Below are 26,689 nucleotides of genomic sequence, written 5' to 3'. Positions count from 1 at the left end.
TCGACTTGCATGTGTTAGGCCTGCCGCCAGCGTTCAATCTGAGCCATGATCAAACTCTTCAATTTAAGTTTGGTTGCTTCGAAAAGCGGCTCAATGAATTGCTGAATTAACTGCTGCAACTTTCGTTGCTTTGGTCACTTCATCAGACATTGAAAATCAAAAATTGTTTTTGATGCTCGATGCTGTGAGTGCCCACACAGATTGCTTGATTCAAATTGTTAAAGAGCGTCACGCTTATCGCGTTGAGGAGGCGCATCTTACGCTCCTCACTTCGAAAGTCAAGCGGTTGTTTTCGCTTTTCTTTCGGCGCCCACTTCCTAAGGAAGCTGGCTCATCAGGTTGGCGTGGTCCGCCGTGCTGGTAGGGGCGCATTATAGGGAGCCGCGCCGCGATGACAAGGGCTTTTTGTAAAAATGCGCTCGTTTGCTGAAAAAGCAGGCTAAACCCCATGAAATCAGAGTTTACCCCAGTTTCATACCGATTTTTTGTTCATACCGTCAGTCTGGGCCTGAATGTAGTTGACCCAGCTGGTCGCCCTGTCTTGCCAGTTGTTCTGCTGTTGCAGCTCGCGAGCCAACACCAGCGCCTGAGCATATTGTTCTTTATTGAGGTGTGCCTGCACCAGCAGGGCCTTGGCTCTGTTGCCCTGCTCTCCCTTCACTGACTTGATGGCCGCGAGCTGGGTCATGGCGGCATCCGTCTTGCCCTGTTGCAGCAGCAGTTCGGCGGCACGCATGGCGGCCTTGGGGTGAGCATGTTCCCGGGCAAGCAGTTGCCAGCTGTCCACAGCCTTCGGCCACTCACGTGCCCCTTCCCACAACTGGGCCAGCAATTGGCGATTCTCTGCGCTCTGCTTCATCTGTCCCTTGGCCATGGCAGACTCCAGCAGACGCGCACCGCGATAGGGCAGTCCCTGCCAGGCATACAGGCGGATTAGCTGGTTGCGGGCGGCGGCATCATCCATCAGTTGACGGTCGATGGCAGTTTGCAGCAGTGCAAGCGCTCGATCACCACGCTTGGCGGAGAGATTGAGCGACACAGCCTGCTGCCACCACTTGCTCTCTTTTGGCTCGCGGCGGATCAACTCTTCGGCCTGATCCGCAGCCACGCCGTAACGCTGCAATGCAGTGAGGGAGGAGAGGCGGATGATGGCTGCCTGCTTCTGCCAGCTTTTCTTCAACAGTTGTTCACTCTGGCTGGCTGCCTCGCCGTACTGCTTGTTGTGGTAATAGAGGCCAGCCAAGCGCAGACGCAAGGCATCGTCAGCCTTGATGGCCAATGCGGCCTTGTAGCTGGCGATGGCGCCGGACCAGTTGGATTGCTGGGCCTGGATATCCCCTCGCAGACGCAACAACTGAAGTCGTTGCTGCTCTGGCCACTCTTTATAGGCAAGAGCCTGCTCCACATAGCGACTCGCCTGTGCGGTCTGCTGCAGGTTGGCGGCCAGAGAGGCTTGTAACTGCGCCAGCCAGGCGTGCTCAGCCTCGGAACCGGGTTTGAGCACAGCCGCCTTGCTCTGGGCCTGTTGCCACTGGCCGGATTGATAGAGCTTCATCACGGGCTCCAGCTGGCGGGAGAAATGAGGGCTCACCTCCATCGCCAGACAGGCTTGGCTGACCAGGGCCAGCAGACAGATCCAGATCCGCAACATGGTTATGACTCCAATTTGAATTTGAGCGTGATGACTTGCACCAGCTTGTCGGTGGCGCCCGGCCTCGGCTGATAGCGCCACTTGTTGATCGCCTGAATGGCCGCTCGCTCGAACTGGCGCTTCGGCTTGGCCTCGACCACCTCCACATCCTGTACCCGGCCGTCGGCATCGACGCTGAAACGCAAGGTCACGGACCCCTCGATGCCGGCCTGCTGGGCCCGGTAGGGATAAACAGGCTCAACCCGTTGCAGTGGCATCAGCATGTCGCCGGCACCGATTCCAGCGCCCTGCTGCTGACCATGGAAATTGCCGCTCGCGACCGGAGTGGGACTGGTCGCCACGCCAGGGGCAGAGACCTGTACCGCACTCAGGGTCGAGACCAGATCCAGGCTCGGCTGTACCGAAGGCAGCGGGGCCGCCGCCGGCATGGGCATCGGTGTCGAAGCCAGCGCGGCAGGCGGCTCCGGCAAGGGTTCCGGCTCCTGGGGTACCGGCCGCTCACGCACCTGTACCTCGGTCACCTCGTTCTGCATGTTGATGACGATGGATTTCTGCTCTGTGGTCGCCTTCTCCCCTCCGGGCGGCTCCACCAGGGTGGCCATGAACAACAGGATGCCCAGACTGAGGGCGATCCCCAGTCCCAGGCTCATCAACTTGTGTTTCATTTCGGTGCCACCGCTACGGCGATGTTGGCGATGCCTGCCGCCTTGGCTTCATCCATCACCCGCACCACCTTGCCGTGGGGTACCCGTTCATCGGCCTGGATCACCAGGCTTGCCTCGGGCTGCTCCGCCAACAGTCGGGCGAGGGTGGCCTGCACCCGCTCCACATCCACCTGTTTGCGGTCGAGGAAGATCTGCCCCTGAGCGCCGATCGCCAGCATGATGCTGGAGGACTTCTGCGCCTTGGCCTGGCTGGCCTGGGGTCTGTGTACCTCAAGCCCGGCTTCGCGCACGAAGGAGGTGGTCACGATGAAGAAGATCAGCATGATGAAGACGATATCCAGCATGGGGGTCATGTCGATCTGCACTTCATCGCGCTGGCGTTTGGATTGCCGTCTCATTGCATTACCTTCTCTTCTCGCAGGCCGTCCCGGGTCTTGGCCAGCGCACGCTTGGCCTGACTCTCGAGCCGGCTAAGTAACAACACGCCGGAGAGGGCCACCACCATGCCTGCCATGGTGGGGATGGTGGCGCGGGAGATCCCGCCCGCCATGCTCTCCGGGTTAAAGCGGTTGGCCGCAGCCAGCGCATCGAATACGCCTATCATGCCGGTCACTGTACCCAGCAACCCCAGCATGGGGCAGAGCACCACCAGGGTGCGGATGAAGATCAGATGACGGTTGAGCGCCAGCTCCACTTCTGCCAGCCAGCGCCCGCGAATCGCGCGAGCGTGCCAGCTGTGACGCTCGCGACGCGCCTGCCAGCGGCCCAGCAGCTCACGCTGCAACGGTGCAAACCCCAGGTTGAGGTAGAGCAGCCGCTCGATCATCAGAATCCACATCAGCACCAGCAAGGCCAGAATGACCCAGAGCACCGGGCCACCACGGCCCATGAAGCTCTGCAACTGCTGCCAGATGTCGAGCATCATGCTACCCGCTCCACCCTGTCACCATTGCTTTCGGCCCGCTCGGCCAGGATCCCGGCCACCTGCTGTTCCAGCACGTTGGAGAGCTCGGTGAAACGGGACTGCAACAGGCTGTGGGCCAGGATCAGCGGAATGGCCGCCACCAGACCCTGCACCGTGGTGACCAGGGCCATGGAGATGCCGCCCGCCATGATCTTGGGATCGCCGGTACCGAACTGGGTGATGGCCTGGAAGGTGCCGATCATACCGGTCACGGTCCCGAGCAGACCCAGCATGGGGGCGATGGCCGCGATCACCTTGACCATGCCGATGCCGCGCTCCAGGCGAGGGGTCTCCTGCAGGATCGCCTCATCCAGACGCAGTTCGAGGGTCTCCATGCTCAGTTCTGGATGCTTGTCAGCCACCGTCAGCACCCGGCCGAGGGCGTTGTCGGCATGATATTCACCGCTCTTGAGCTGGCGACGAACCCGACCCAGTTCGCGAGAGAGGCTCCACAGCCGTACTCCAGCGATCCCCAGGCCGATAGCGGCCAGCAGCACGATGATGGCGCCGACCTGGCCGCCCTGCTGGACTTGCTGCCAGAAGGTGGGCGCCTGGGCCAGCATATCGAGCAGAACACCGTGGGAGGGATCCAGCGGCAACGCTTCTCCCTCCTGACCCTGATAAGCGGCCACAGCGGAAAGCACGCTGCCTGGCAGGCCCAACACCGGACTCAGGCCTTCGGCCTCCGGTTGCAAGAAACCAGCATCGCCCAGCAGGGCGAAGCTGCCGATCCGGGTCAACGTCTGCTCGCTGGCAACGCCCTGGGCATCAAGCACCTTGCCGTTGAACTGGGCAACCCGGCCCGATTCGCGGATCTCCTGTAGCAAGGTGGCTGGCAGCAGGGCAAGGGCGGCGCGATCAGGCACCTGTTTATCCTGTGCCATGGTTTTCAGCAGGGCGAGGCGATCAGGATACTGGCCCTCGACGGCGGATTCGCTCAGCAGCTTGACCGCATCGCTTGCCCCCTGACGGGTGACCGCAAAGATGTCGTTCATGTCGCCGGAGGCTTGCTCCCACTGGGTATTGAGCTCCACCAGCTGCTTTTCATTGGCCGCGAACTGGCTGGCCAGCTCCTTGCTCAGGCGCTGGGCCTCGGCCAGCTTGGTACGGGCACTGCTCAGCTCCCTGGAGACAGACGCCAGATCCTGCTGAGCCTTCTGTTCACGGGCCTGTTCCTGCTGCTGCCAGGCTTCCTCGGCCACGGCGGCTGTGGTGCCCAGAGAGAGGGCGAGGGCAAGGGGTAACCACTTCATGGTGACGCTCATGACTGGGCCTCCTGACCACGGCTGACGGAAAGGGGGACATTCAACAACTGGGGAACTTTCTTGTCGGCAGCCATTTCCAACGCCTCGGCGATGGGGGAGAGCCACTGGCCGTCGAGGGCTTGCCACTGCTTGTGCTCGGCAGACCAACGCCACGCCTGGGAGCGATCGGCTGTCATCGCCAGCAGGGAGACCCGACCCAGAGCCAGCACATCGACCCGGCGCGGTGCGCCATCCAGCACCAGCTCGGCGGAATAATGGTCCAGCCTGCTGCCGTATTCGGCTTCAATCTGATAGGCCTGCAATAGCTGGCGGAACTTCTCCGCCTCGCTCACATCGGCTCTGGCCAGCGTCGCTTTCAAGGCAGCAACCCGCGCCAGACGATCCTCCCTGCGCAGCGGGATGTCATCCTGTACCAGCTGTTCCAGATCGGCTTGCATCTGCAGCATCAGGGGGACAAGCCCCTGCCTGGTCTCCTGTACCGCTTCCAACTGCTGGCTCAGCTTGCCCAGCTCGTTTTGCTGATCGGCCACCAGAGACTGCATGTAGCGGTTGTAGGCTTCCAGATCCCGCAGTTGCAGTTGGGCATTTTGCAGCTCAATCCTGGCGGCGACGGCTCCATCGGCGGCTTTCTCCACACGCAGCTGGGAGGCTTTCCCGTCGGCGATACTGTTCTTCAATGCTGGCGCAACCACTTCGTCGGCGGACACGACGCAATGAACGGCCATGGGTAACAAGGCCAGACCCCAAAACTTGTTCATGATATAAATCTTAACAATGATAACTATTCTCATTGTCTCAAAGAGTAGGGTCACTGGCAATCAGATGATTTTCTTGGCCTCTGGCCGAAAAAACAGGATACTTTTTAGACAAGTACGGGAATAACTGGCGTTGGTAGTCGCAACACCATTTTAAATAACTAAAAAATGTCTTTTCGATCAGCAAGATAAGTGATCGAAAAAGGAGACTTACATGTTTAACGATGCGATCTGGGAACACATAGATCGGTTCACCAAGGCGAAGAAGACCAGAGAGATCCAGCAACAACTGGAGCGCTTCAGTCATCAGATGGGGTTTGATTACTTCCGTTTGCTGATTATTTTCCCCATCAGTATGCAGAAATCCCATGTGGCCTTGTTCAACAACTGCCCCACCAGCTGGTTTGATGCCTATTCGGAACGGCACTACCTGACCCAGGATCCGGTCGTCTTCCTGGGACTGAAGCAGACCCAGCCCATCTTCTGGAACAAGCTCGATTGTGATGCCCCCTGGTTGCCCAGCGCCAGCAGGGAGGTGATGAACCTGGCCGCCGACTTCGGGGTGAGGAACGGCGTCTCCTTCCCGCTGCACACGCCGCAGGGGGAACACGGCATCCTCTCTTTCATCAGCAAGGAGAAGTCCAATTCCGATCTGATGTTTGAAAACGTTCCCCTGCTGTCATTCTGCGCCAGCTACATCTTCAACTCGGCCCTGACCCTCATCAAGGCCAGACCAGACCTGATGAAATACCTGGCCGAGCTGTCGGATCGGGAGAAGGAGTGCCTTTTCTGGGCCAGCGAGGGCAAGACCTCCTGGGAGATCGCCACCATCCTCGGCATCAGCGAGCGAACCGTGAACTTCCACCTCAATCAGGTCACCAACAAGACGGACTCGCGCAACCGCAACCAGGCGATCGCCAAGAGCATCTCCAGCGGCATCATTGTGCCTTCCCTGGACGACGTCACCATCACCAACCTGCGGCTGTCGTAGCCTGTTTTGCCAAAATAAAAAGAGCCGCAATGCGGCTCTTTTTTCATTTCCGGCGACGGCTTATTCCACAGTCACGGATTTGGCCAAGTTGCGTGGCTGATCCACGTCGGTGCCCTTGATGAGGGCGACGTGGTAGGAGAGCAACTGCAACGGCACGGTATAGACGATCGGCGCGATCATCTCTTCCACGTGGTTCAGGCTCATCACCCGCATGGTCTCGTCGCTCTTGAAACCGGCGTCCGCATCGGCGAACACATAGAGGATACCGCCACGGGCACGCACCTCTTCCACGTTGGACTTGAGCTTCTCCAGCAGATCGTTGTTCGGCGCTACCACTATGATGGGCATCTCGGCATCGATCAGCGCCAGCGGGCCATGCTTCAACTCACCGGCGGCATAGGCTTCTGCGTGGATGTAGGATATCTCCTTGAGTTTGAGCGCCCCTTCCATGGCGATGGGGTACTGACTGCCACGACCGAGGAACAGGCTGTGGTGCTTGTCGGCAAACTCTTCGGCCAGAGTCTCGATCTGCTTGGCCAGGGCCAGGCTCTCCTTGATGCGCACAGGCAAGGCTTGCAGCGCCTTGACCAGTTCGGCCTCGACGGCGGCGCTCAGGTTGCCACGGCAGTGACCGACGGAGGCCACCAGCATCAGCAGACCGGCCAGCTGGGTGGTGAACGCCTTGGTGGACGCCACCCCGATCTCGGCACCAGCCCGGGTCATGAAGGCCAGGTCGGATTCGCGCACCAGGGAGGAGCCCGGTACGTTGCAGATGGCCAGGGAGCTCATGTAACCGGATTCCTTGGCCAACCGCAGGGCTGCCAGGGTATCGGCGGTTTCTCCGCTCTGGGAAAGAGTCACCAGCAGGCTGTTGGGGCGCACCACGGACTTGCGGTAGCGGAACTCGGAGGCGATCTCCACGTCGCAGGAGACGCCGGCGATCTCTTCAAACCAGTAGCGCGCCACCATGCCGGAGTTGTAGGAGGTGCCGCAGGCGACGATCTGGACGTGCTCGACCTTGTCGAAAATGGCACGGGCGCCGTTGCCGAAGGACTCGACCACCACGTGATCGCTGCCCAGGCGGCCTTCCAGGGTGTTGGTGATGGCCTTTGGCTGCTCGTAGATCTCTTTCAGCATGTAGTGACGGTATTCACCCTTGTCACCGGCATCGTGGGACAGCTCGGACTCCAGCTCTTCGCGCACCACGGCCTCGCCGTCGGTATCGAAGATGTGCACGTCGCGGCGGGTCACTTCGGCTACGTCACCCTCTTCCAGGAAGATGAAGCGGCGGGTCACCGGCAGCAGGGCCATCTGGTCGGAGGCGATGAAGTTCTCACCGATGCCGCGGCCGATCACCAGAGGGGAGCCGGAACGGGCCACCACCACGCGGCTGTCGTCACGGCTATCCATGACCACGGTGCCGTAAGCGCCGCGCAGTTGCTTCACCGCGACCTGCATGGCCGCCAGCAGGCTGGGGGCGGATTTCAGCTCGTGGTGCACCAGGTGGGCGATCACTTCGGTGTCGGTGTCGGAGCTGAACACATAGCCCAGCGCCTTCAACTCTTCCCGCAGCTCTTCGTGGTTCTCGATGATGCCGTTGTGCACCACCACGATATGCTCGGAGACATGGGGGTGAGCATTGCGCTCGGACGGCTCGCCATGGGTAGCCCAGCGGGTGTGGGCAATGCCGGTACCACCGTGGACGGACTGCTCCTCCAGTGCCTTGGCCAGTTCGGCCACCTTGCCGAGGCGACGCACCCGCTGCAGCGGCTGGTTGGCGCTGAACACGGCAACACCGGCCGAATCGTAGCCACGGTATTCCAGACGGCGCAGGCCTTCTACCAGGATTTCAGCCACATCACGTTGGGCGACGGCCCCGACGATGCCACACATAGACTTCTCCTTGAAACGTAAGACGTTAATTCGGTTGGATAATGGTTTGTTCAAATCACACGGCCACGGGGGCGCAAATCAGCGTGATCCCCCTGGCCTGAATCTGTTCTCTGGCCGCACTGGCCAGCCCCTCGTCGGTCACCAGGGTATGGATGCCGGACCAGGGCAGCTCGAGATTGGGGATCTTGCGGCCGATCTTTTCCGACTCCACCATGACGATGACCTCCCGCGACACCTCGGCCATGACCCGGGAGAGGCCCACCAGCTCGTTGAAGGTGGTGGTGCCCCGCTCCGGGTCGATGCCATCGGCACCGATGAAGAGCTGGTCGAAGTCATAGGAGCGCAGCACCTGCTCCGCCACCTGCCCCTGGAAAGATTCGGAATGGGGATCCCAGGTCCCGCCTGTCATCAGCAGGGTGGGCTCGTTTTCCAGCTCGCGCAGGGCACCGGCCACATTGAGGGAGTTGGTCATGACAATGAGGCCGCGCTTGTTGCCCAGCATGGGGATCATGGCGCTGGTGGTGCTGCCGCTGTCGATGATGACGCGGTTGTGATCGCGGATCCGCTCGGCGGCGGCGCGGGCAATGGCCAGCTTTCGATTCGAAACTTGTTCCGGGTTGCTGTCCACCACCATCTCGCTGGGGAGGGGAACGGCACCGCCGTAGCGACGCAGCAACAGGCCACCGGTCTCCAGCACCGCCAGATCTTTGCGGATGGTCACCTCGGAAGTGGCGAAGTGTTTGGCCAGGGCATCGACGCTGACTTCCCCCTGCTCCTGCACCAGACTCACTATGGTGTGACGGCGCTGCTGTGTGTTGCGTTTGGTCATTTATAAGTTTCGATTCGAAAGAATGGCGAAATATTAATGTCTTTTCGGGAAAAATCAAACGGCAAATAGGATCCGATTTGGTTCGATGCCAGAATGAGGGGCCGATTTGCGACGAGGACGCCATGCAAAAACGACTCATCTGGCTGGTGGAAGATGAAGCCAGCATTGCCGATACCCTGATCTATGCCCTGCAGACCGATGGTTTCGAGGTGGAGTGGTTCCCCCTTGGTCAGCCGTTGCTGGCGCGACTGGAACAGACGCGACCGGATTTTTTGATCCTGGATGTGGGGCTGCCGGATATCAGCGGTTTTGAACTGTGCAAGCGGGTGCGGGCACTGACCGATATTCCCCTGATGTTTCTCACCGCTCGCAGCGAGGAGATAGACAGGCTGATCGGGCTGGAGATAGGGGCAGACGACTATGTGGCCAAACCCTTCTCACCCCGTGAGGTGTGCGCCCGGGTGCGGGTCATCCTGCGCCGCAGCCAGCCCGCCCCCTACCAGCCGATACAGCCACTCGCCCTGGACGAGGAGCGGGCACGAATCTGCTTCCTGGGCCAGCCCCTGACGCTCACCCGCTATGAGTACCTGCTGCTCAAGACCCTGATGCTGGCGCCGGGTCGGGTCTACTCCCGCCAGCAGCTGATGGATCTGGTGTGGCAGGATGCGGAAGAGAGTCTGGATCGCACCGTCGACACCCACATCAAGACCCTGAGAGCCAAGCTGCGGGAGCGGGACCCTGACGCCAACCTGATCCTGACACACCGCGGGCTGGGCTACAGTCTGGAGCTGGCATGAACTCAGGGTGGCCGGGCATCGGCAGGGGGATGAGATGAGAATCGGATTGCAACTGCTGTGCGGCCTGGTGCTGATCTTCGCCCTGGCCGCCTGGTTCGTGCTGGAGATCTTCGTCGAGGAGATCAAGCCCGGGGTACGCAGCGCCACCGAAGATACCCTGGTGGACATGGCGCAGATGCTGGCCCCCCTGGCCCTGGACGACATGCAGGAAGGAAAGATGGCGAATGGCCGGCTGGCCAGCGCCTTCGCCCGCCTCAACCAGAGTCCCATCAATGCCCTCATCGATGGCCACCTCAAGCAGCAGGCGGAGTACCGCATCTATGTGACCGACGCGAAGGGCAGGGTGGTCTACGACTCGGACGGGGTGGATCTGGGCAAGGACTATTCCCGCTGGAACGACGTCTACCTGACCCTGCGCGGCGAATATGGCGCCCGCAGCACCCGCAGCGACCCCGACGATCCCGCCAGCTCGGTGATGCACGTGGCCGCCCCGCTGCGGGAAGGGGATGACATCCTCGGCTCCCTCACCGTCGCCAAGCCCAACAGCACCCTGCAGCCCATGATAGAGCGCAGCGAACACCAGTTACTAAGAGGGGCGGCCCTGCTGCTGTTCATCTCGCTGCTCATCGGCGCCTTGCTAGTGTGGTGGCTCAACCGCGCCATCGGCAAGCTGGTGCACTATGCAGATGCAATCAGTCAGGGTCAGCCCGCCAGCCTGCCGCGCCTCTACAGCCCCGAACTGGACAGGCTAGGCCACTCCCTGGAAACCATGCGCCGCCAACTGGACGGCAAGGCCTATATCGAGGCCTATGTCCACAGCCTGACCCACGAGCTCAAAAGCCCGCTGGCGGCCATTCGCGGGGCGGGGGAGATTCTGGCCGAGGCGCCGCCGCCGGACATCGCAAAGCGCTTTATCGGCAACATCAATCTGGAGACGGCCCGCATGCAGCAGCTGATCGAGCGCATGCTGCAACTCGCCCGCCTCGAATCAGGGCAGGGGCTGGACAGACAATCCGTCGAGCCGGCCCGGCTGGGCAGACGGGTGCTCGACGCCCGCCAGATCCAGGCCCAGCGCCGCCAGATCTCCCTGCACGCCGAGCTGGGGGAAGGTCAGAAGCAGAAGTGGGATCCCCTGCTGGTGGAGCAGGCCCTTGGCAACCTGCTGGACAACGCCCTCGATTTCGCCCCCGTCGGCAGTACCCTGGTGCTGAGCGGCGCCATGGAGGAGGGGGGTTATTGCTTCCGGGTGCGGGATCAGGGGCCAGGCATTCCCGACTTTGCGCTGCCCAGGATTTTCGAGCGTTTCTACTCCCTGCCAAGGCCAGACAAGGGAAAAAGCAGCGGCCTCGGGCTCAGTTTTGCCATGGAGGTGGCACGCCAGCATGGCGGCCATCTTGCTCTTGCCAATCAGCCGGACGGGGGGGTGCTGGCCACACTCTGGCTGCCCGGCAACTGAGGACACTTCACACCAAGCACACAGAGCCGGGCTAAGCTGCACCTCCTCGATGACGACCTTCCCCGTCGATGCGCATTCATATTAATCAAGGAGATAGATATGCCCCGTATGCTGTTGTCCGGTCTGCTTGCTGCTGGCCTCTTCTGTGCACTGCCTGCCAGCGCCGCTTCTGGCTGCATGCTGTTTGCGGATGGAACCGGCAAACCCGTCAGCACCCAGGGGGACTGTGCCGCCCAGTTGACCCCGGCCTCCACCTTCAAGATCCCGCTGGCACTGATGGGCTATGACAGCGGCTTCCTGGTGGATGAACAACTGCCGGCCCTGCCGTTCAAGGCCGGTGATCCTGATTTCCTGCCGGAGTGGAAACAGACCACCACCCCGAGCAGCTGGATGAAGAACTCCGTCATCTGGTATTCCCAGCGCCTCACCGAGTGGCTGGGAGAGGCTCGCTTCCAGCACTACGTGGACAGCTTCGACTACGGCAACCGGGATCTCGAAGGCAACCCGGGCAAGCACGACGGTCTGACCCAGGCCTGGCTCAGCGCCAGCCTCGCCATCAGCCCCCAGGAGCAAGCCCGCTTCCTTGGCAAGATGGTGAGCGGCAAGCTGCCGGTCTCCGCCCAGACCCTGCGCCATACCGCCAACCTGATGCGTCAGCCCGACATCGACGGTTGGCAGATCCACGGCAAGACCGGCATGGGTTACCCCAAGCTGCTGGATGGCAGCCTGGACAGGGAGCAGCAGATCGGCTGGTTCGTCGGCTGGGCCAGCAAACAGGGCAAGACGCTCATCTTCGTCCACACCGTCATCCAGAAGCCGGGCAAGCAGTTCGCTTCCCTCAGGGCCAGGGAGGAGGTGTTCGCCGCCCTGCCGGCCCGGTTGAAGACACTCTGATGCCAGCAACACCGGCGCCTGGCGCCGGTTTTTTTATCCCCCTTCACCACCACTTCACACTGCCCCATCCTCCCTTCACGCGACCCCAGCACACTCCCGTTCAACAACAAGGAGACGTGTCATGGTCAAACAGATTTTCACCCACAAGATCGCCCTGCTGCTGTTGCTCTGCCTGCTGATGATGATCCCGGTTCACGCCATCATGGAGCTGAATCGGGAGCGCCAGGCCTATCGCAGTCAGGCCATTCACAGCATCATGGCCAGCCACAGCGGGCCCCAGCGCCTGATGGGGCCCGTACTGGTACAGCCCTATACCCGGGCCGTCACCGTCGAGCAGGATGGCAAACATTTCGTGCGCAAGGAGCAGGTCTATCGCTACCTGCTGCCCCAGAGGCTGGACGTGCGGGCCAGCATGGAGGTGACCCCGCGCAAGCTCGGCATCTATCAGGCCCAGATTTATCACAGTCGCCTCTCACTCTCCGGCCTGATGCCCACCAGCCTGGCTGACAAGGGGCTGGTGGCCGGCAACCCGAACCTGAGCTTCGACCCGGCGGATCCCGCCCTGGTGCCGGGCAAACCCTATCTCAGCCTGATCCTCTCCGATGCCCGGGGCATCAGCCGCGTACCCGAACTGCAATGGGGGGAGCAACGCATCCCGTTTGCCCCTGGTGCCCAGCTGGGGGACGGGCGAGTGGGGATCCATGCCCCGCTCGACGCCTTGCCAGACGAAGATGGCCGCTTTCACATCGAGCTCGATCTGCAAGGCATGAATGCGCTGGAAGTGGTGCCGCTCGGACAGGACAGCCGGTTTCACCTAAGCGGCAACTGGCCCCATCCCAATTTTCTCGGCGACTTTCTGCCCGGTGAACGCACCCTTGCGGATCAAGGGTTCGAGGCAAGCTGGCAGACCAGCTGGTTCGCCACCGACATGGAGAGCCGCTTCAACCGCATGATGAAGGGAGCCGGTACCAAACTGCCGTCATTCAGCGTCAGCCTGGTGCAACCGGTGGATCACTATCAGCTGAACGAGCGGGCCGCCAAATATGCCCTGCTGTTCATCGGCCTCACCTTCATCAGCTTCTTCATGTTCGAGCTGCTCAAGGGGCTGCGGGTACACCCCATCCAGTACGCGCTGGTGGGCATGGGGCTGGCCATCTTCTATCTGGTGCTGCTGGCGCTGACCGAGCATCTCGGCTTTACCTTGGCCTATCTCATTGCCGCCCTGGCCAGTGTGGCCCTCAACGGCTTTTACCTGAGCCATGTGCTGGGCGGCCCAAAACAGGGCATGGGATTCGCCGCCCTGCTGGGGCTGGTCTACGCCATCCTGTTCGGGCTGCTGCAGGCCGAGGAGACAGCCCTGTTGCTCGGCGCCCTGCTGCTGTTCGCCACCCTGGCGCTGGTCATGGGGCTGACTCGCAAGCTCGACTGGTATCAGGTGATGGAGAACAGTCCCTCCGCCACCGCATGGGCGGCCCCCCAGCCATCGACCAGTGACACCAGTCATCAGCCATAAGCAAAAAAACCGGCGCCCTCGGGCGCCGGTTTGCATTTCATTGATCGGGCATCACTTCTTCTTGACCGGGCGAGCCCAGTTCGGAATGTGGCGCTGGGGCACCCGGGTGATCACCAGCTCGTTTTCCGCCACATCCTTGGTGATGGTGGAACCCGCCCCCAGGGTCGCCCCCTTGCCGATCCGCACCGGCGCCACCAGCTGGGTATCGGAGCCGACGAAGACATCGTCCTCGATGATGGTCTGGAACTTGTTCACCCCGTCGTAATTGCAGGTGATGGTGCCAGCACCGATGTTCACCTTGGCTCCGATCTCGGCATCACCCAGATAGGTCAGATGACCGCACTTCGAGCCCACACCCAGCCGGGCCTTCTTCATCTCGACGAAGTTGCCGACATGGGCATCCTGCTCCAGCACGGCACCCGGGCGCAGGCGGGTAAAGGGCCCGACCGAGCACTGGTCGGCAATTTGCGCACCTTCGATGACGGAGTAGGGTTTCACCTCGGTGTGGTCGCCGATCACGCAATCCTTCAATACGCTGCCGGCACCGATGCGCACGTGATTGCCCAGCACCACCTTGCCTTCGATGATGACGTTGACGTCGATCACCACCTCCTCCCCGATTTCCAGGGAACCCCGCAGATCGAAACGGGCCGGATCGATCAGGGTGGCGCCGGCGATCATCAGCTTCTCGGCCTGCATCTGCTGGTAGCTGCGCTCGAGCGCCGCCAGCTGCACCCGGTTGTTGGCCCCTTCCACTTCCATGGCGCTGTCCGGGTGGACGGCGGCGATGGCACAGCCATCCCCATGGGCCATGGCGATGACGTCGGTCAGATAGAACTCGCCCTGGGCATTCTTGTTGTCCAGGCGGGAGAGCCAGCTGCGCAGCTGACCACCGTTGGCCACCAGCACGCCGGTGTTCACTTCGCGGATGGCAAGTTGCTCGGCGTTGGCATCCTTCTGCTCGACAATGCCGACCACCTGACCATGTTCCCGCACGATGCGGCCATAGCCGGTCGGGTTGTCCAGTACCACGGTCAGCAGCGCCATGCCATCGTCGGTCTTGGCGGCCAGCAAGCGTTGCAGGGTCTCGGGCTGGATCAGCGGGGTATCGCCGTAGAGCACCAGCACGTCGTCTTCGTCATGCCAGAACGGAATGGCCTGGGCGACGGCATGGCCGGTCCCCAGTTGCTGGGCCTGCAGCACCCAGTTCAGGTCGGATGCCTGGATCCGCTCCTTCAGCAGTTCGGCGCCGTGGCCATAGACCAGGTGCAGCTGTTCGGCACCGATCTGGCGGGCGGTCTCGATCACATGGGAGACCATCGGCTTGTTGGCGACCGGGTGCAGCACCTTGGGCAGGGAGGAACGCATGCGGGTGCCTTTGCCCGCTGCCAGGATCACGACGTTGAGAGACATAGCTAGCCTTTGAAACAGGTGGAAATGCTGGGCGGAGTCTATCCAACGGGCAAAAAAAAAGCGACCCGAAGGTCGCTTTTTGCATCACCGTGATTAACGGTAATTCTTTTTGACGATATCGATAACCCGCAACTGGGCCATCGCTTTGGCCAGCTCGGCAGACGCCTGAGCATAGTCGATATCACCATGGGAGCTGTTGATCCGCTCTTCGGCACGACGTTTGGCTTCCTGGGCTTTCGCCTCATCCAGATCGTCGGCGCGAATGGCGGTATCGGCCAGCACGGTCACGGCTTCGGGTTGTACTTCCAGCATGCCGCCGGAGATGTACAGCACCTCTTCGCTACCATTTTGCTTGATCAAGCGGACCAGGCCCGGCTTGATGGCAGTCAGCAACGGAGCATGACCGTGGCGGAGACCCAGCTCACCTTCGGAGCCTGATACCTGGGCAGATTGCACGCGACCGGAAAACAGTTTTCCTTCGGCGCTCACCACATCCAGGTGAAAGGAGATCATCTCAGCCATGGGCCCTCCTATCGAGGCTTACAGTTTCTTGGACTTCTCGACGACTTCGTCGATGCCGCCAACCATGTAGAACGCCTGCTCCGGCAGATCGTCATACTCGCCCTTCAGGATGCCCTGGAAGCCACGGATGGTTTCCTTCAGCGGCACGTATTTGCCCGGAGAACCGGTAAACACTTCTGCCACGAAGAACGGCTGGGACAGGAAACGCTCGATCTTACGGGCACGGGCTACGGTCAGTTTGTCTTCTTCTGACAGTTCATCCATACCCAGGATGGCGATGATGTCCTTCAGCTCCTTGTAGCGCTGCAGTACGGTCTGAACGCCACGAGCGGTCTCGTAGTGCTCCTTGCCAACCACCAGCGGATCCAGCTGACGGGAGGTGGAGTCCAGCGGGTCAACGGCCGGGTAGATACCCAGAGCCGCGATCTGACGGGACAGTACGACGGTCGCATCCAGGTGGGCGAAGGTGGTCGCCGGAGACGGGTCGGTCAAGTCATCCGCAGGCACGTAAACGGCCTGTACGGAGGTGATGGAACCGGTCTTGGTGGAGGTGATGCGCTCTTGCAGAACACCCATCTCCTCGGCCAGGGTCGGCTGGTAACCTACTGCGGAGGGCATACGGCCCAGCAGTGCGGATACTTCGGTACCGGCCAGGGTGTAACGGTAGATGTTGTCCACGAAGAACAGCACGTCACGACCTTCGTCACGGAACTTCTCGGCCATGGTCAGGCCGGTCAGCGCCACGCGCAGACGGTTTCCGGGCGGCTCGTTCATCTGACCGTAAACCAGAGATACTTTGTCCAGTACGTTGGACTCCATCATCTCGTGGTAGAAGTCGTTACCCTCACGGGTACGCTCACCTACACCGGCGAACACGGAGTAACCGCTGTGCTCGATCGCGATGTTACGGATCAGCTCCATCATGTTGACGGTCTTGCCTACACCGGCGCCGCCGAACAGACCAACCTTACCACCCTTGGCGAACGGACATACCAGGTCGATAACCTTGATGCCGGTCTCCAGCAGCTCGGTGCTGTTGGACTGATCTTCGTAGCTGGGGGCTTCGCGGTGGATGGACCAACGCTCTTCTTCGCCGATCGGACCCTTCTCGTCGATGGGGTCGCCCAGTACGTTCATGATACGGCCCAGGGTCGAGGTACCGACCGGTACCTGGATGGCCTTGCCGCTGTTAACTACTTCCAACCCACGACGCAGACCGTCGGAGGAACCCATGGTGATGCAACGCACGACGCCGCCGCCGATCTGTTGCTGAACTTCCAGTACCAGACCCTGGCCTTGGCCTTCGCTGACAACCTTCAGTGCATCGTACACCTGGGGCACGGCATTCTGCGGGAACTCGATGTCCACCACAGCGCCGATGATTTGGACGATGAAACCGTTACTCATGTCAAATCCTCTAAACCTTTGATAACCCTTGCCTTACACCGCAGCAGCACCGGAAACGATCTCTGTGAGCTCCTGGGTAATACTGGCCTGACGGGCCTTGTTGTATACCAGTTGCAGATCGTTAATCAGGTTGCCGGCGTTGTCAGTCGCGGCTTGCATGGCAACCATTCGGGCTGCCTGTTCACTTGCCAAGTTTTCTACCACACCCTGGTAGACCTGGGATTCGACGTAGCGAATCAGCAGGGTATCCAGCAGTTGCTTGGGATCCGGCTCATAGAGGTAGTCCCAGTGGTGCTTCTTGGCGAGCTTGCTGTCTTCTGTTACGGGCAAAGGCAGCAGTTGATCGACTTTTGGTTGCTGAACCATGGTGTTGACGAACTTGTTGTACACCAGATACAGCCTGTCAATCTCACCGTTGTCGTAAGCCTTCAGCATGACCTTCACTGAACCGATCAGGTCATTGACGCTCGGGTTGTCACCCAGTCCGGAGACGTGGGCTTTCACCTTGGCGCCGTGCCGTTCAAAGAAGTTGGAGGCCTTGTTACCGATCAATGCCAGGTCAACCTTGGCACCTTTCGCGCTCCATTGCTTCATATCATTGAGGGCAGCCTTGAACAGGTTGATGTTCAGACCACCACACAGGCCACGGTCGGTGGAGACGACGATGTAACCCACTCGCTTCACCTCACGTTCGATGAGGTAGGGGTGCTTGTATTCCAAGTTCCCCTGAGCGATATGGCCGATCACCTTGCGCATGGTTTCAGCGTACGGACGGCTGGCAGACATGCGTTCCTGCGCACGGCGCATCTTGCTCGCTGCCACCATTTCCATAGCGCTGGTGATCTTCTGAGTGTTCTTCACACTCCCGATCTTGTTACGTATCTCTTTTGCGCCGGCCATCTCTTCTCTCCATCAGGTGGCAGCTTACGCTGCCACACACGCTTACCAGGTCTGGGTTGCCTTGAAGTCATCCAGCAACGCAGTCAGCTTGCCAACGATCGCGTCGTTGTAGTCGGCCTTGGCATTGATTTCAGCCATCAGCTCGGCATGCTGGGTATTGGCGTAAGAGAGCAGAGCGGCTTCGAAGTCGACGATCTTGCTCAGTTCGACATCGGCGAGATAACCCTTCTCGGCGGCGAACAGCACCAGGGATTGCTGTGCCACGCTCATCGGAGAGTACTGCTTCTGCTTCATCAGCTCGGTGACTTTCTGACCGTGATCCAGCTGCTTGCGAGTAGCATCGTCCAGGTCGGAAGAGAACTGGGCAAATGCCGCCAGTTCGCGGTACTGGGCCAGCGCGGTACGGATACCACCGGACAGCTTCTTGACGATCTTGGTCTGAGCAGCACCGCCCACACGGGATACGGAGATACCCGGGTCAACCGCCGGACGAATACCGGAGTTGAACAGCTGGGAGGTCAGGAAGATCTGGCCATCGGTGATGGAGATCACGTTGGTCGGAACGAACGCGGAGACGTCACCGGCCTGGGTTTCGATGATCGGCAGGGCGGTCAGGGAACCGGTCTGGCCTTTCACGGCACCATTGGTGAACTTCTCTACGTACTCGGCGTTGACGCGAGCAGCACGCTCCAGCAGACGGGAGTGCAGATAGAAGACGTCACCCGGGTAAGCTTCACGTCCAGGCGGACGGCGCAGCAGCAGGGAGATCTGGCGATAGGCAACGGCCTGCTTGGACAGGTCATCATAGATGATCAGTGCGTCTTCGCCGCGGTCACGGAAGTACTCGCCCATGGAGCAACCGGCGTAGGGAGCCAGGTACTGCAGAGCAGCCGCTTCGGAGGCAGAAGCCACGACCACGATGGTGTTGGCCAGGGCACCGTGCTCTTCCAGCTTGCGCACCACGTTGGCGATGGTGGAGGCCTTCTGGCCGATCGCAACGTAGACGCACTTAATGCCGGAATCTTTCTGGTTGATGATGGTGTCGATGGCGATGGCGGTCTTACCAACCTGGCGGTCACCGATGATCAGCTCACGCTGGCCACGACCGATAGGGATCATGGCATCGATGGCTTTCAGACCGGTCTGGACTGGCTGGTCAACAGACTTACGCTCGATAACGCCCGGGGCGATCACTTCGATCGGCGAGAAGCCGTCGTTGTCTACCGGACCCTTACCGTCGATCGGCTGACCCAGGGTGTTGACCACCCGGCCCAACAGACCACGACCGACCGGCACTTCCAGAATGCGGCCGGTACCCTTTACCTTCATCCCTTCGGCCAGATCAGCATAGGGACCCATTACTACGGCACCAACGGAGTCACGCTCCAGGTTCAATGCCAGAGCGAAGCGGTTGCCCGGCAGCTCGATCATCTCACCCTGCATGGCATCGGCCAGACCGTGGATACGAATGATACCGTCGCTTACAGAAACGATGGTACCTTCGTTACGCGCTTCGCTTTTGACATCAAACTGCGCAATGCGCTGCTTGATCAGCTCGGCGATTTCAGTGGAATTCAGTTGCATGCTCTAATACCCCAATCAAGATTGCAGCGCATCGGCCATGCGATCCAGCTTACCGCGGACCGTGCCGTCGATAACGAGATCACCGGCCTTGATGAGCACCCCGGCCATCAAGGACGCATCTGTGCTGCAATTCAGCTTCACTTTGCGCGCGAGACGTTGTTCCAGAGAAGCCTGAATATTGGCTTTCTGCTGGTCGGTCAGTTCGATCGCCGAAATCACGTCAGCCTGAACTTCTTTGTCCAGTTCAGCCTTGAGCGCGACGAATTCGGCAACGACCGCCGGCAGCACACCCAAGCGACCATTCTCGGCCATCACCCGGATCAGGTTCTGACCGTGCTCGTTGAGCTGCTCACCGCAGACACCGACAAACAGCTTTGCCAGTTCTTCGGCAGCAACGGAGCCGTTTACCAGGCTGTGCATGGTCTCGTTTTCTGCCACCTGAGCGGCGAAATCGAGCATCTCCAGCCATTGGTCAACCGCCTTGTGCTCAACGGCAAACTCGAAAGCAGCCTTGGCGTAGGGGCGAGCGATTGTAGTCAGTTCAGACATAGCCCCGTTCCCGTTACAGTTCTGCTACCAGTTTGTCGACGATGTCGCTGTTGGCAGCCTGGTCGATTTGGCGTGCCAGGATCTTCTCTGCACCCGCGATGGCAAGAGCAGCAACCTGCTTGCGCAGTTCTTCTTTGGCACGATGACGTTCAGCTTCGATCTCTGCACGGCCCTGAGCCAGGATTTTCTCCCGCTCAGCTTGGGCTCCGACAGCGGCCTCATCAATGATCTGGGCCTTGCGTTTGTTGGCCTGATCGATGATTTCAGCAGCCTGAAGCTTGGCTTCTTTCAGCTGATCGGTGGCGTTGGCCTTGGCCAGCTCCAGATCTTTCTTGGCACGCTCTGCAGAAGAGAGGCCGTCAGCGATTTCTTTCTGACGGGCTTCGATGGCAGCCATCAGCGGCGGCCATACGTACTTCATGCAAAACACTACGAAGATGAAAAAAGCAACTGCTTGGCCGAGGAGGGTGGCGTTGATATTCACAGCCGATGTCCTCTTTAGTTAGTTAATGGGTTCTGCGTGAGTCGTAATGACTTAGGCAACCGCAAACATCACATACAGACCCAGACCAACGGCGATCATCGGGATCGCATCCACCAGACCCATCACGATGAAGAACTGGGTACGCAGAACAGGGATCAGGTCAGGTTGACGGGCTGCACCTTCCAGGAACTTGCCACCCAGGATACCGATACCGATGGAGGCGCCGATAGCCGCCAGACCCATCATCATTGCAGCAGCGATGTACAGCAGGTCCATGTTCAAGTTTTCCATGAGGATCTCCATTTATTTAGATGTAATTGATTGTATAAAAAGGATTATTTGAGTTGCATCAACCATGGTCTTCCTGCGCCATCGACAGATAGACGATGGTCAGAACCATGAAGATAAACGCCTGCAAAGTGATGATCAGGATGTGGAAGATTGCCCAAGGCACGGACAGGATCCACTGTGACCACCAGGGTAACAAACCCGCAATCAGGATGAAGATCAGTTCGCCAGCATACATGTTGCCGAACAGTCGCAGACCCAATGAAACAGGCTTGGAAATCAACGTGACGGTTTCAAGGATGAAGTTAACCGGGATGGCAGCAGGGTGATTGAAAGGCTGAAGCGTCAGCTCCTTCACGAACCCGCTGATACCCTTGACCTTGATGCTGTAGTACAGGATCAAGAAGAACACGCCCAAAGCCATGGACATGGTGATGTTAACGTCAGCAGAGGGAACCACACGCAGATAGGGAACACCCATCAACTGTGCAGCGTGAGGGATAAAGTCAACGGGGATCAGGTCCATGAAGTTCATCAGGAAGATCCACACGAACACCGTCAGGGCCAAAGGTGCGATGACCTTGTTGCGACCATGAAAGATGTCCTTGACGTTACCATTCACAAACTCGACCAGCATCTCCACAAAGCACTGCAGCTTACCGGGCACACCGCTGGTGGCCTTGACGGCAACCTTGCGGAACAACCAGATAAACAGGGCGCCTAGCACGACGGAAAATATCATGGAATCGATATTCACCGTCCAGAACCCGGACCCTACCTGCAGGTGGGTCAGGTGGTGGGAGATATATCCCTGAGGAGTCAGGACTTCTCCGGTTGCAGACATGAGTTTTCCTAATAGTGGTTGTTAAGCGTGAATGAAACTATCCACTGTACAACGAGGGCGAGGATATAAGTGGCGAAGAACGAGGCGGTGTCGACCTCAATCCCGGCGCCAAACAGCAGGGCGAAAAGTCCTGTTGTAGTAATGAGCTTAATCCCTGCCCCACCATAAAAGTCCCGCAAAACCAGGCCTACGCTCTCTTTCGTCACCTTGCGGCGCAGAACCCAGAGCGTGAACAGGGCTTGAGGAACCCAGTACATCCCCCCTCCGTAGAGAGAGGATTGTCCGGCGAACTCTCCCGCCTGATAAAACCAGACGGTGGCGATCGCCAGGATCAGGACCAGCTGACAAACGAGCATAGCCAAGGCCAGCGTCAAACCTTCCAAGGCTATTTTCTGCTTCACCAACCTACCCCTGAACATTACAGAACTGTAAAAAATCGGGATCCGAAGACCCCAGGTTCACAGCTCGAAAAGCCGGTCAAATTATACCCGTGAAGACGGCTATTGCAACATGGCAAAAATCCTTAATTTTTGCGGCTTTCCGCGCGAAATTAAGGTTATGTTCATATCGAAAGTAATGGATGTTTTATTACTACAAAAAGCGTAAAAATCACGATTCCGACAGGCCAAAATAGCCCAATACCCGGTCCAAATCTGCCAAGTTATCGTAACTTATTACTAACTTGCCGCTATCTTTCTTGCCCGGCTGAAGTTGCACCTGATTGCCAATTTTTTCAGAAATCTGGCGCTCGAGATAACCAAACTGCGGATCGCGGACGGGTTCAACCCTGGTTTTTGCCGGTTCCAGTGCTTTTTGCACCAGCTTCTCGGTATCTCGCACTGTCAGCCCCTTCTGGGCCACCAGTTTGGCTAGCTCTGACTGGGCTTGGCCGCTCAGGGCCAGCAGGGCACGGGCATGCCCCATGTCGAGGTCGCCGTGTTCCACGAAGCGCTTCACGTCCTCGTTGAGCTGGTTGAGACGCAGCAGGTTGGTGACCGTGGTGCGGGACTTGCCCACCGCCTCGGCAACCTGCTGGTGGGTCAGTTCGAACTCCGTCAGCAGGCGCTGGAGGGCGACGGCCTCCTCGATGGCGTTGAGATCTTCACGCTGGATGTTCTCGATGAGTGCGATGGCGACGGCCGCCTCGTCGGCGACATCCTTGACCAGGCAGGGCACCACTTCGAGACGGGCCAGCTGGGAGGCGCGCCAGCGGCGTTCACCAGCAATGATTTCGAAACGGTTTTCACCGATGGAGCGAACCACGATGGGCTGGATCACCCCTTGTGCACGGATGGAGTTGGCCAGCTCCTCCAGCGCATCCTGGGACATATCCTTGCGCGGTTGGTATTTGCCGGACTGCAACCACTCCACCGGCAGCTTGCGCAATTCCCCCTGATTGGTCGGGGCCATGGCCTGTTCGGTGCGCTGGTCGCTCATCACCTGTTTCTGGCGGGCGGCCGTGCTGGTGCTGAGCAGGGCGTCCAGCCCCTTGCCCAGCCCACGTTTCTTCGGCGTCATATGCTCTCTCGATCTGCGGTGAGCGGCTGGGACTCCTGTTCCTGGCGGCGCAGGATCTCGCCAGCCAGGGCCAGATAGGCCTTGGCCCCCACCGATGATTTGTCATAGTGCATGGCTGGCGCGCCAAAGCTCGGCGCCTCCGCCAGTCTTACGTTGCGGGGAATGATGGTGCGATAGACCTTGTCCCCGAAATGCTGTTTCAGCTGATCGGACACATCATTGGCCAGCCGGTTGCGATGATCGAACATGGTGCGCAGCACCCCTTCAATCTTCAGCTCCGGATTGACCACGGCTGCCAGCTTGCTGATGGTGTCCACCAGGGCGGTCAGCCCTTCCAGCGCATAGTATTCGCACTGCATGGGCACCAGCACGGAGTCGGCGGCGGCCATGGCGTTCACCGTCAGCATGTTGAGAGAAGGCGGGCAGTCGATAAAGACGTAGTCGTACTTGTCCCTGACCGAGGCCAGGGCGTTGCGCAGGCGGATCTCGCGGGCAAAAAACTCCATCAGGCGGATTTCTGCCGCGGTCACGTCGGCATTGGCGGCGATCAGGTGATAGCCTCCCGAGGTTTCGGGGATGATCACCTCGCCGATGGGGGCATCTTCGATCAGCAGTTCATAGGCGGTGCGTTCGACATCGTACTTGTCGACGCCACTGCCCATGGTGGCATTGCCCTGCGGATCCAGATCGATCACCAGCACCTTGCGCCGGGTAGCGGCCATGGAGGCGGCCAGATTCACACAGGTGGTGGTTTTACCCACTCCACCCTTCTGGTTGGCTATGGCAATGACTTTTCCCACACTGTCCCCTAAATGAATGCGGCGGCCCTATTCGGGCTGGATGGCTTTAAACTCCAGCAGATGGCGTTCGCCTTCCAGTTCCGGCACCACCAGCTTGTGGGTGACAACCAGACGAATGCTGTCAGGCAACTGTGCCAGCTCCTGCTCGGGGTATTGTCCCTTGAGCGCCAGGAAGCTGCCCTCGGGTGACGGCAGATGATGACACCAGCTCAGCATGTCCTCCAGGGAGGCGAAAGCCCGGCTCAGTACACCATCAAATCCGGTCTCGGGTTGATACTCCTCCACCCGGGATTTGACGGGGGTCACATTGGTCAACCCCAGCTCCAGGATCACCTGGCGGATGAAGTTGATCCGCTTGCCCAGGCTGTCGAGCAGCACGAACTGTTTGTCCGGATTGATGATGGCCAGCGGCAGTCCGGGCAGACCCGGGCCGGTCCCCACATCGATGAAGCGTTCACCGTGCAGGTGAGGACTCACCACCAGGCTGTCGAGGATATGCTTGACCAGCATGGCGTCCGGATCTCGCACCGAGGTGAGATTGTAAGCCTTGTTCCACTTGTGCAGCAACTCGACCAACTGCACCAACTGGGTCTTCTGGGTTTCGGTGATAACAATTCCGGCCTGCATGAGCAGGCCGTTCAATCTTTCCAACATGTTGTCCAACGGGGAATTCCTCAGGCGGTTTTACGCAGCAGGCCGTGTTTCTTCAGGTGCACCAGCAAGATGGAGATGGCGGCAGGGGTGATGCCGGAGATGCGGGACGCCTGACCAATGGTCTCTGGCTTGGCATCGTTGAGCTTGGCGATCACCTCGTTGGAGAGACCGTTCACGTCGCTGTAGTTCATGTCCAGCGGCAGCAGGGTGTTCTCGTTGCGCAGCTGCTTCTCCACCTCGTCGTGCTGGCGCTCGATGTAGCCGGCGTACTTGATCTGGATCTCCACCTGATCCGCCGCCGCCGTGTCTTCCAGCGCCGGGCCGACCCCCTCGATGGCCATCAGGGCATCGTAGGTCACCTCGGGGCGACGCAGCAGCTCTTCCAGGCTCTGCTCCCGGGTCAGGGGAGTGTTGACCAGGGCGTTGACGGCCTCCAGAGACGGATGCTGTGGATGGATCCAGGTCGAGCGCATGCGCTGACGTTCCTGCTCCACCTGTTCCACCTTGGCATTGAACAGGCTCCAGCGATGATCGTCCACCAGACCCAGCTCGCGGCCGATGGCGGTCAGGCGCAGATCCGCGTTGTCTTCCCGCAGCAGCAGGCGATATTCGGCACGGCTGGTGAACATGCGATAGGGTTCGCGGGTCCCCAGTGTGGAGAGATCGTCCATCATCACGCCCATGTAGGCTTGATCCCGGCGTGGGTGCCAGGCTTCCTTGCCCTGGGCGCGCAAGCCCGCGTTCAGACCGGCCATCAGACCCTGGGCAGCGGCCTCTTCATAGCCGGTGGTGCCGTTGATCTGGCCGGCGAAGAAGAGGTTCTCGATGCACTTGCTCTCCATGTTGGCCTTGAGATCCCGCGGATCGAAGAAATCGTACTCGATGGCGTAGCCAGGGCGAGTGATATGGGCATTCTCGAAGCCACGGATCGAGCGGACGATCTGCACCTGCACGTCGAACGGCAGGCTGGTGGAGATCCCGTTCGGGTAGAGCTCGTGGGTGGTCAGGCCTTCCGGTTCCACAAAGATCTGGTGCGCCGTCTTGTCGGCAAAGCGGGTGATCTTGTCCTCGATCGACGGACAGTAGCGCGGGCCTATCCCCTCGATCACCCCGGCGTACATGGGGCTGCGATCCAGGTTGTTGCGGATCACCTCGTGGGTCTGCTCATTGGTATGGGTCACGTAGCAAGGCATCTGGCGCGGATGCTGGCTGGCGTTGCCGATGAAGGAGAAGACCGGGCGAGGATCGTCACCATGTTGCTGCTGCATCACGGAAAAATCGACGGTGCGTGCATCGATGCGTGGTGGCGTGCCCGTCTTGAGGCGATCGATGCGCAGCGGCATTTCACGCAGGCGCTGGGCGAGGGCAATTGAGGGAGGATCCCCGGCGCGGCCCCCTTTGTAGTTTTCCATGCCGATGTGGATCAGACCATTGAGGAAAGTGCCAACGGTCAGTACGACCGTCTTGCCGCTGATGCGGATCCCGCTCTGGGTGACGACACCGGCGACACGATCCCCGTCCATGACCAGATCGTCGCAGGCCTGCTGGAAGATCTTCAGGTTCGGGTAGTTCTCCAGGGTCTGACGCACCACTGCCTTGTACAGCAGGCGATCCGCTTGGGCACGGGTAGCCCGCACCGCAGGGCCCTTGGAAGAGTTGAGCGTGCGGAACTGGATCCCGCCGAGATCGATGGCCTGCGCCATGATCCCGCCAAGGGCGTCGACTTCCTTGACCAGGTGTCCCTTGCCGATCCCGCCGATCGCCGGATTGCAGGACATATGCCCCAGCGTATCTATGTTGTGGGTGAGTAACAGGGTATTGAGACCCATGCGGGCTGCCGCTGTTGCTGCTTCGGTTCCTGCATGACCGCCACCGACGACGATCACATCAAATTGTTCATGGTATTGCATTGGGGATCACCTTGATCTGCACGCCTGAAGATCTTTGTTTGCCTGGTCTGAAGGGCGGATCATTCTATCTGTTTAGCATCCGGAGGGGAACGTCTACTTCAGGATCAGTATGGATCAGGGATCGGTTAAATAGATCTTAAGGA

At 59.8% G+C, this 26,689-nt stretch carries 27 protein-coding genes and 1 rRNA gene; 5 read left to right on the top strand and 23 right to left on the bottom strand.

The window, feature by feature from the left end; genetic code table 11:
• From PG896_RS03770 to PG896_RS03740, 7 genes are all read right to left on the bottom strand, one after another.
• Positions 1 to 65: ribosomal RNA gene (locus tag PG896_RS03770) — 16S ribosomal RNA — on the bottom strand; the annotation flags it as partial.
• A 407-nt stretch (positions 66 to 472) separates the two neighbouring features.
• On the bottom strand, positions 473 to 1,651 hold the full coding sequence (locus PG896_RS03765) for a hypothetical protein (RefSeq protein ID WP_201957505.1): 1,179 nt from the start codon (positions 1,649 to 1,651) through the stop codon (positions 473 to 475).
• A gap of 2 nt (positions 1,652 to 1,653) precedes the next feature.
• Complete coding sequence (locus PG896_RS03760) at positions 1,654 to 2,316, bottom strand: energy transducer TonB (RefSeq protein WP_201957503.1); 663 nt, start codon at positions 2,314 to 2,316, stop codon at positions 1,654 to 1,656.
• Entirely contained in the window at positions 2,313 to 2,714 is a 402-nt protein-coding gene (locus PG896_RS03755) for an ExbD/TolR family protein (RefSeq protein WP_010672232.1), read from the bottom strand. The genes PG896_RS03760 and PG896_RS03755 overlap by 4 nt, the downstream gene beginning before the upstream one ends.
• Positions 2,711 to 3,241: a MotA/TolQ/ExbB proton channel family protein gene (locus PG896_RS03750; protein ID WP_010672233.1), complete on the bottom strand. Its 531-nt coding sequence runs from the start codon at positions 3,239 to 3,241 to the stop codon at positions 2,711 to 2,713. Before PG896_RS03750 ends, PG896_RS03755 begins: the two co-directional genes overlap by 4 nt.
• Positions 3,238 to 4,545 (bottom strand): MotA/TolQ/ExbB proton channel family protein, encoded by a 1,308-nt coding sequence (locus tag PG896_RS03745; protein ID WP_201957501.1) that lies wholly within the window; start codon positions 4,543 to 4,545, stop codon positions 3,238 to 3,240. Before PG896_RS03745 ends, PG896_RS03750 begins: the two co-directional genes overlap by 4 nt.
• Positions 4,542 to 5,303: a DUF3450 domain-containing protein gene (locus PG896_RS03740; RefSeq protein ID WP_045522614.1), complete on the bottom strand. Its 762-nt coding sequence runs from the start codon at positions 5,301 to 5,303 to the stop codon at positions 4,542 to 4,544. The genes PG896_RS03745 and PG896_RS03740 overlap by 4 nt, the downstream gene beginning before the upstream one ends.
• A gap of 211 nt (positions 5,304 to 5,514) precedes the next feature.
• Between PG896_RS03740 and PG896_RS03735 the strand changes: the two genes are divergently transcribed.
• On the top strand, positions 5,515 to 6,291 hold the full coding sequence (locus PG896_RS03735; RefSeq protein WP_102948977.1) for a LuxR family transcriptional regulator: 777 nt from the start codon (positions 5,515 to 5,517) through the stop codon (positions 6,289 to 6,291).
• Positions 6,292 to 6,351: 60 nt separating this feature from the next.
• Here PG896_RS03735 and glmS read toward each other — a convergent pair whose 3' ends face one another.
• Positions 6,352 to 8,184 carry a glutamine--fructose-6-phosphate transaminase (isomerizing) gene (gene glmS, locus PG896_RS03730; protein WP_270835387.1) on the bottom strand — a complete coding sequence of 611 codons (1,833 nt, stop codon included), beginning with the start codon at positions 8,182 to 8,184 and terminating at the stop codon, positions 6,352 to 6,354.
• 55 nt (positions 8,185 to 8,239) lie between these two features.
• Entirely contained in the window at positions 8,240 to 9,013 is a 774-nt protein-coding gene (locus PG896_RS03725) for a DeoR/GlpR family DNA-binding transcription regulator (protein ID WP_041212059.1), read from the bottom strand.
• Positions 9,014 to 9,135: 122 nt separating this feature from the next.
• Between PG896_RS03725 and blrA the strand changes: the two genes are divergently transcribed.
• The 4 genes from blrA (at position 9,136) to creD (ending at position 13,673) form a co-directional block, all read left to right on the top strand.
• Positions 9,136 to 9,810: a beta-lactam response regulator transcription factor BlrA gene (gene blrA, locus PG896_RS03720; RefSeq protein ID WP_041212060.1), complete on the top strand. Its 675-nt coding sequence runs from the start codon at positions 9,136 to 9,138 to the stop codon at positions 9,808 to 9,810.
• A 34-nt stretch (positions 9,811 to 9,844) separates the two neighbouring features.
• Positions 9,845 to 11,266, top strand: coding sequence for a beta-lactam sensor histidine kinase BlrB (gene blrB, locus PG896_RS03715; protein WP_049637229.1), 1,422 nt, complete (start codon positions 9,845 to 9,847; stop codon positions 11,264 to 11,266).
• Between the two features lie 99 nt (positions 11,267 to 11,365).
• Entirely contained in the window at positions 11,366 to 12,160 is a 795-nt protein-coding gene (locus tag PG896_RS03710) for a class D beta-lactamase OXA-780 (RefSeq protein WP_049637206.1), read from the top strand.
• A gap of 121 nt (positions 12,161 to 12,281) precedes the next feature.
• The gene (creD, locus tag PG896_RS03705) at positions 12,282 to 13,673 is read left to right on the top strand and encodes a cell envelope integrity protein CreD (RefSeq protein ID WP_049637207.1); all 1,392 of its coding nucleotides are present in this window, start codon (positions 12,282 to 12,284) and stop codon (positions 13,671 to 13,673) included.
• Between the two features lie 51 nt (positions 13,674 to 13,724).
• Here the strand turns inward: creD and glmU are convergent, their stop codons facing one another.
• The 14 genes from glmU to mnmG form a co-directional block, all read right to left on the bottom strand.
• The gene (gene glmU / locus PG896_RS03700) at positions 13,725 to 15,086 is read right to left on the bottom strand and encodes a bifunctional UDP-N-acetylglucosamine diphosphorylase/glucosamine-1-phosphate N-acetyltransferase GlmU (RefSeq protein ID WP_270835386.1); all 1,362 of its coding nucleotides are present in this window, start codon (positions 15,084 to 15,086) and stop codon (positions 13,725 to 13,727) included.
• A 93-nt stretch (positions 15,087 to 15,179) separates the two neighbouring features.
• On the bottom strand, positions 15,180 to 15,608 hold the full coding sequence (locus PG896_RS03695; RefSeq protein WP_010672259.1) for a F0F1 ATP synthase subunit epsilon: 429 nt from the start codon (positions 15,606 to 15,608) through the stop codon (positions 15,180 to 15,182).
• A gap of 18 nt (positions 15,609 to 15,626) precedes the next feature.
• Positions 15,627 to 17,015 (bottom strand): F0F1 ATP synthase subunit beta, encoded by a 1,389-nt coding sequence (gene atpD, locus PG896_RS03690; RefSeq protein WP_010672260.1) that lies wholly within the window; start codon positions 17,013 to 17,015, stop codon positions 15,627 to 15,629.
• A gap of 33 nt (positions 17,016 to 17,048) precedes the next feature.
• Positions 17,049 to 17,915 (bottom strand): F0F1 ATP synthase subunit gamma, encoded by an 867-nt coding sequence (gene atpG, locus PG896_RS03685; RefSeq protein WP_010672261.1) that lies wholly within the window; start codon positions 17,913 to 17,915, stop codon positions 17,049 to 17,051.
• 42 nt (positions 17,916 to 17,957) lie between these two features.
• Positions 17,958 to 19,499 carry a F0F1 ATP synthase subunit alpha gene (gene atpA, locus PG896_RS03680; RefSeq protein ID WP_010672262.1) on the bottom strand — a complete coding sequence of 514 codons (1,542 nt, stop codon included), beginning with the start codon at positions 19,497 to 19,499 and terminating at the stop codon, positions 17,958 to 17,960.
• 15 nt (positions 19,500 to 19,514) lie between these two features.
• Positions 19,515 to 20,048 (bottom strand): F0F1 ATP synthase subunit delta, encoded by a 534-nt coding sequence (gene atpH, locus PG896_RS03675; protein ID WP_010672263.1) that lies wholly within the window; start codon positions 20,046 to 20,048, stop codon positions 19,515 to 19,517.
• Between the two features lie 13 nt (positions 20,049 to 20,061).
• A complete protein-coding gene (gene atpF / locus PG896_RS03670) occupies positions 20,062 to 20,532 on the bottom strand; it encodes a F0F1 ATP synthase subunit B (RefSeq protein ID WP_010672264.1) in 471 nt (156 codons plus the stop codon).
• Between the two features lie 51 nt (positions 20,533 to 20,583).
• The gene (gene atpE / locus PG896_RS03665; protein WP_010672265.1) at positions 20,584 to 20,823 is read right to left on the bottom strand and encodes a F0F1 ATP synthase subunit C; all 240 of its coding nucleotides are present in this window, start codon (positions 20,821 to 20,823) and stop codon (positions 20,584 to 20,586) included.
• 58 nt (positions 20,824 to 20,881) lie between these two features.
• Complete coding sequence (gene atpB, locus PG896_RS03660; RefSeq protein ID WP_010672266.1) at positions 20,882 to 21,664, bottom strand: F0F1 ATP synthase subunit A; 783 nt, start codon at positions 21,662 to 21,664, stop codon at positions 20,882 to 20,884.
• 8 nt (positions 21,665 to 21,672) lie between these two features.
• Positions 21,673 to 22,083, bottom strand: coding sequence for an ATP synthase subunit I (locus PG896_RS03655; protein WP_010672267.1), 411 nt, complete (start codon positions 22,081 to 22,083; stop codon positions 21,673 to 21,675).
• A 190-nt stretch (positions 22,084 to 22,273) separates the two neighbouring features.
• Positions 22,274 to 23,182, bottom strand: coding sequence for a ParB/RepB/Spo0J family partition protein (locus PG896_RS03650; RefSeq protein WP_010672268.1), 909 nt, complete (start codon positions 23,180 to 23,182; stop codon positions 22,274 to 22,276).
• A complete protein-coding gene (locus PG896_RS03645) occupies positions 23,179 to 23,982 on the bottom strand; it encodes a ParA family protein (RefSeq protein WP_029313362.1) in 804 nt (267 codons plus the stop codon). Before PG896_RS03645 ends, PG896_RS03650 begins: the two co-directional genes overlap by 4 nt.
• 27 nt (positions 23,983 to 24,009) lie before the next feature.
• Complete coding sequence (gene rsmG, locus PG896_RS03640) at positions 24,010 to 24,636, bottom strand: 16S rRNA (guanine(527)-N(7))-methyltransferase RsmG (protein WP_128341655.1); 627 nt, start codon at positions 24,634 to 24,636, stop codon at positions 24,010 to 24,012.
• A gap of 20 nt (positions 24,637 to 24,656) precedes the next feature.
• Positions 24,657 to 26,546, bottom strand: a complete 1,890-nt coding sequence (gene mnmG / locus PG896_RS03635) for a tRNA uridine-5-carboxymethylaminomethyl(34) synthesis enzyme MnmG (RefSeq protein WP_113978277.1) — start codon at positions 26,544 to 26,546, stop codon at positions 24,657 to 24,659.
• Positions 26,547 to 26,689: the final 143 nt, after the last annotated feature.

The sequence above is a fragment of the Aeromonas sp. QDB30 genome (assembly GCF_027707645.1).
In the GTDB taxonomy this organism is placed as follows: Bacteria; Pseudomonadota; Gammaproteobacteria; order Enterobacterales; family Aeromonadaceae; genus Aeromonas; species Aeromonas caviae.
Note: the sequence above shows the minus strand (reverse complement) of the source record. Positions and strands in the feature narration are given on the sequence as shown.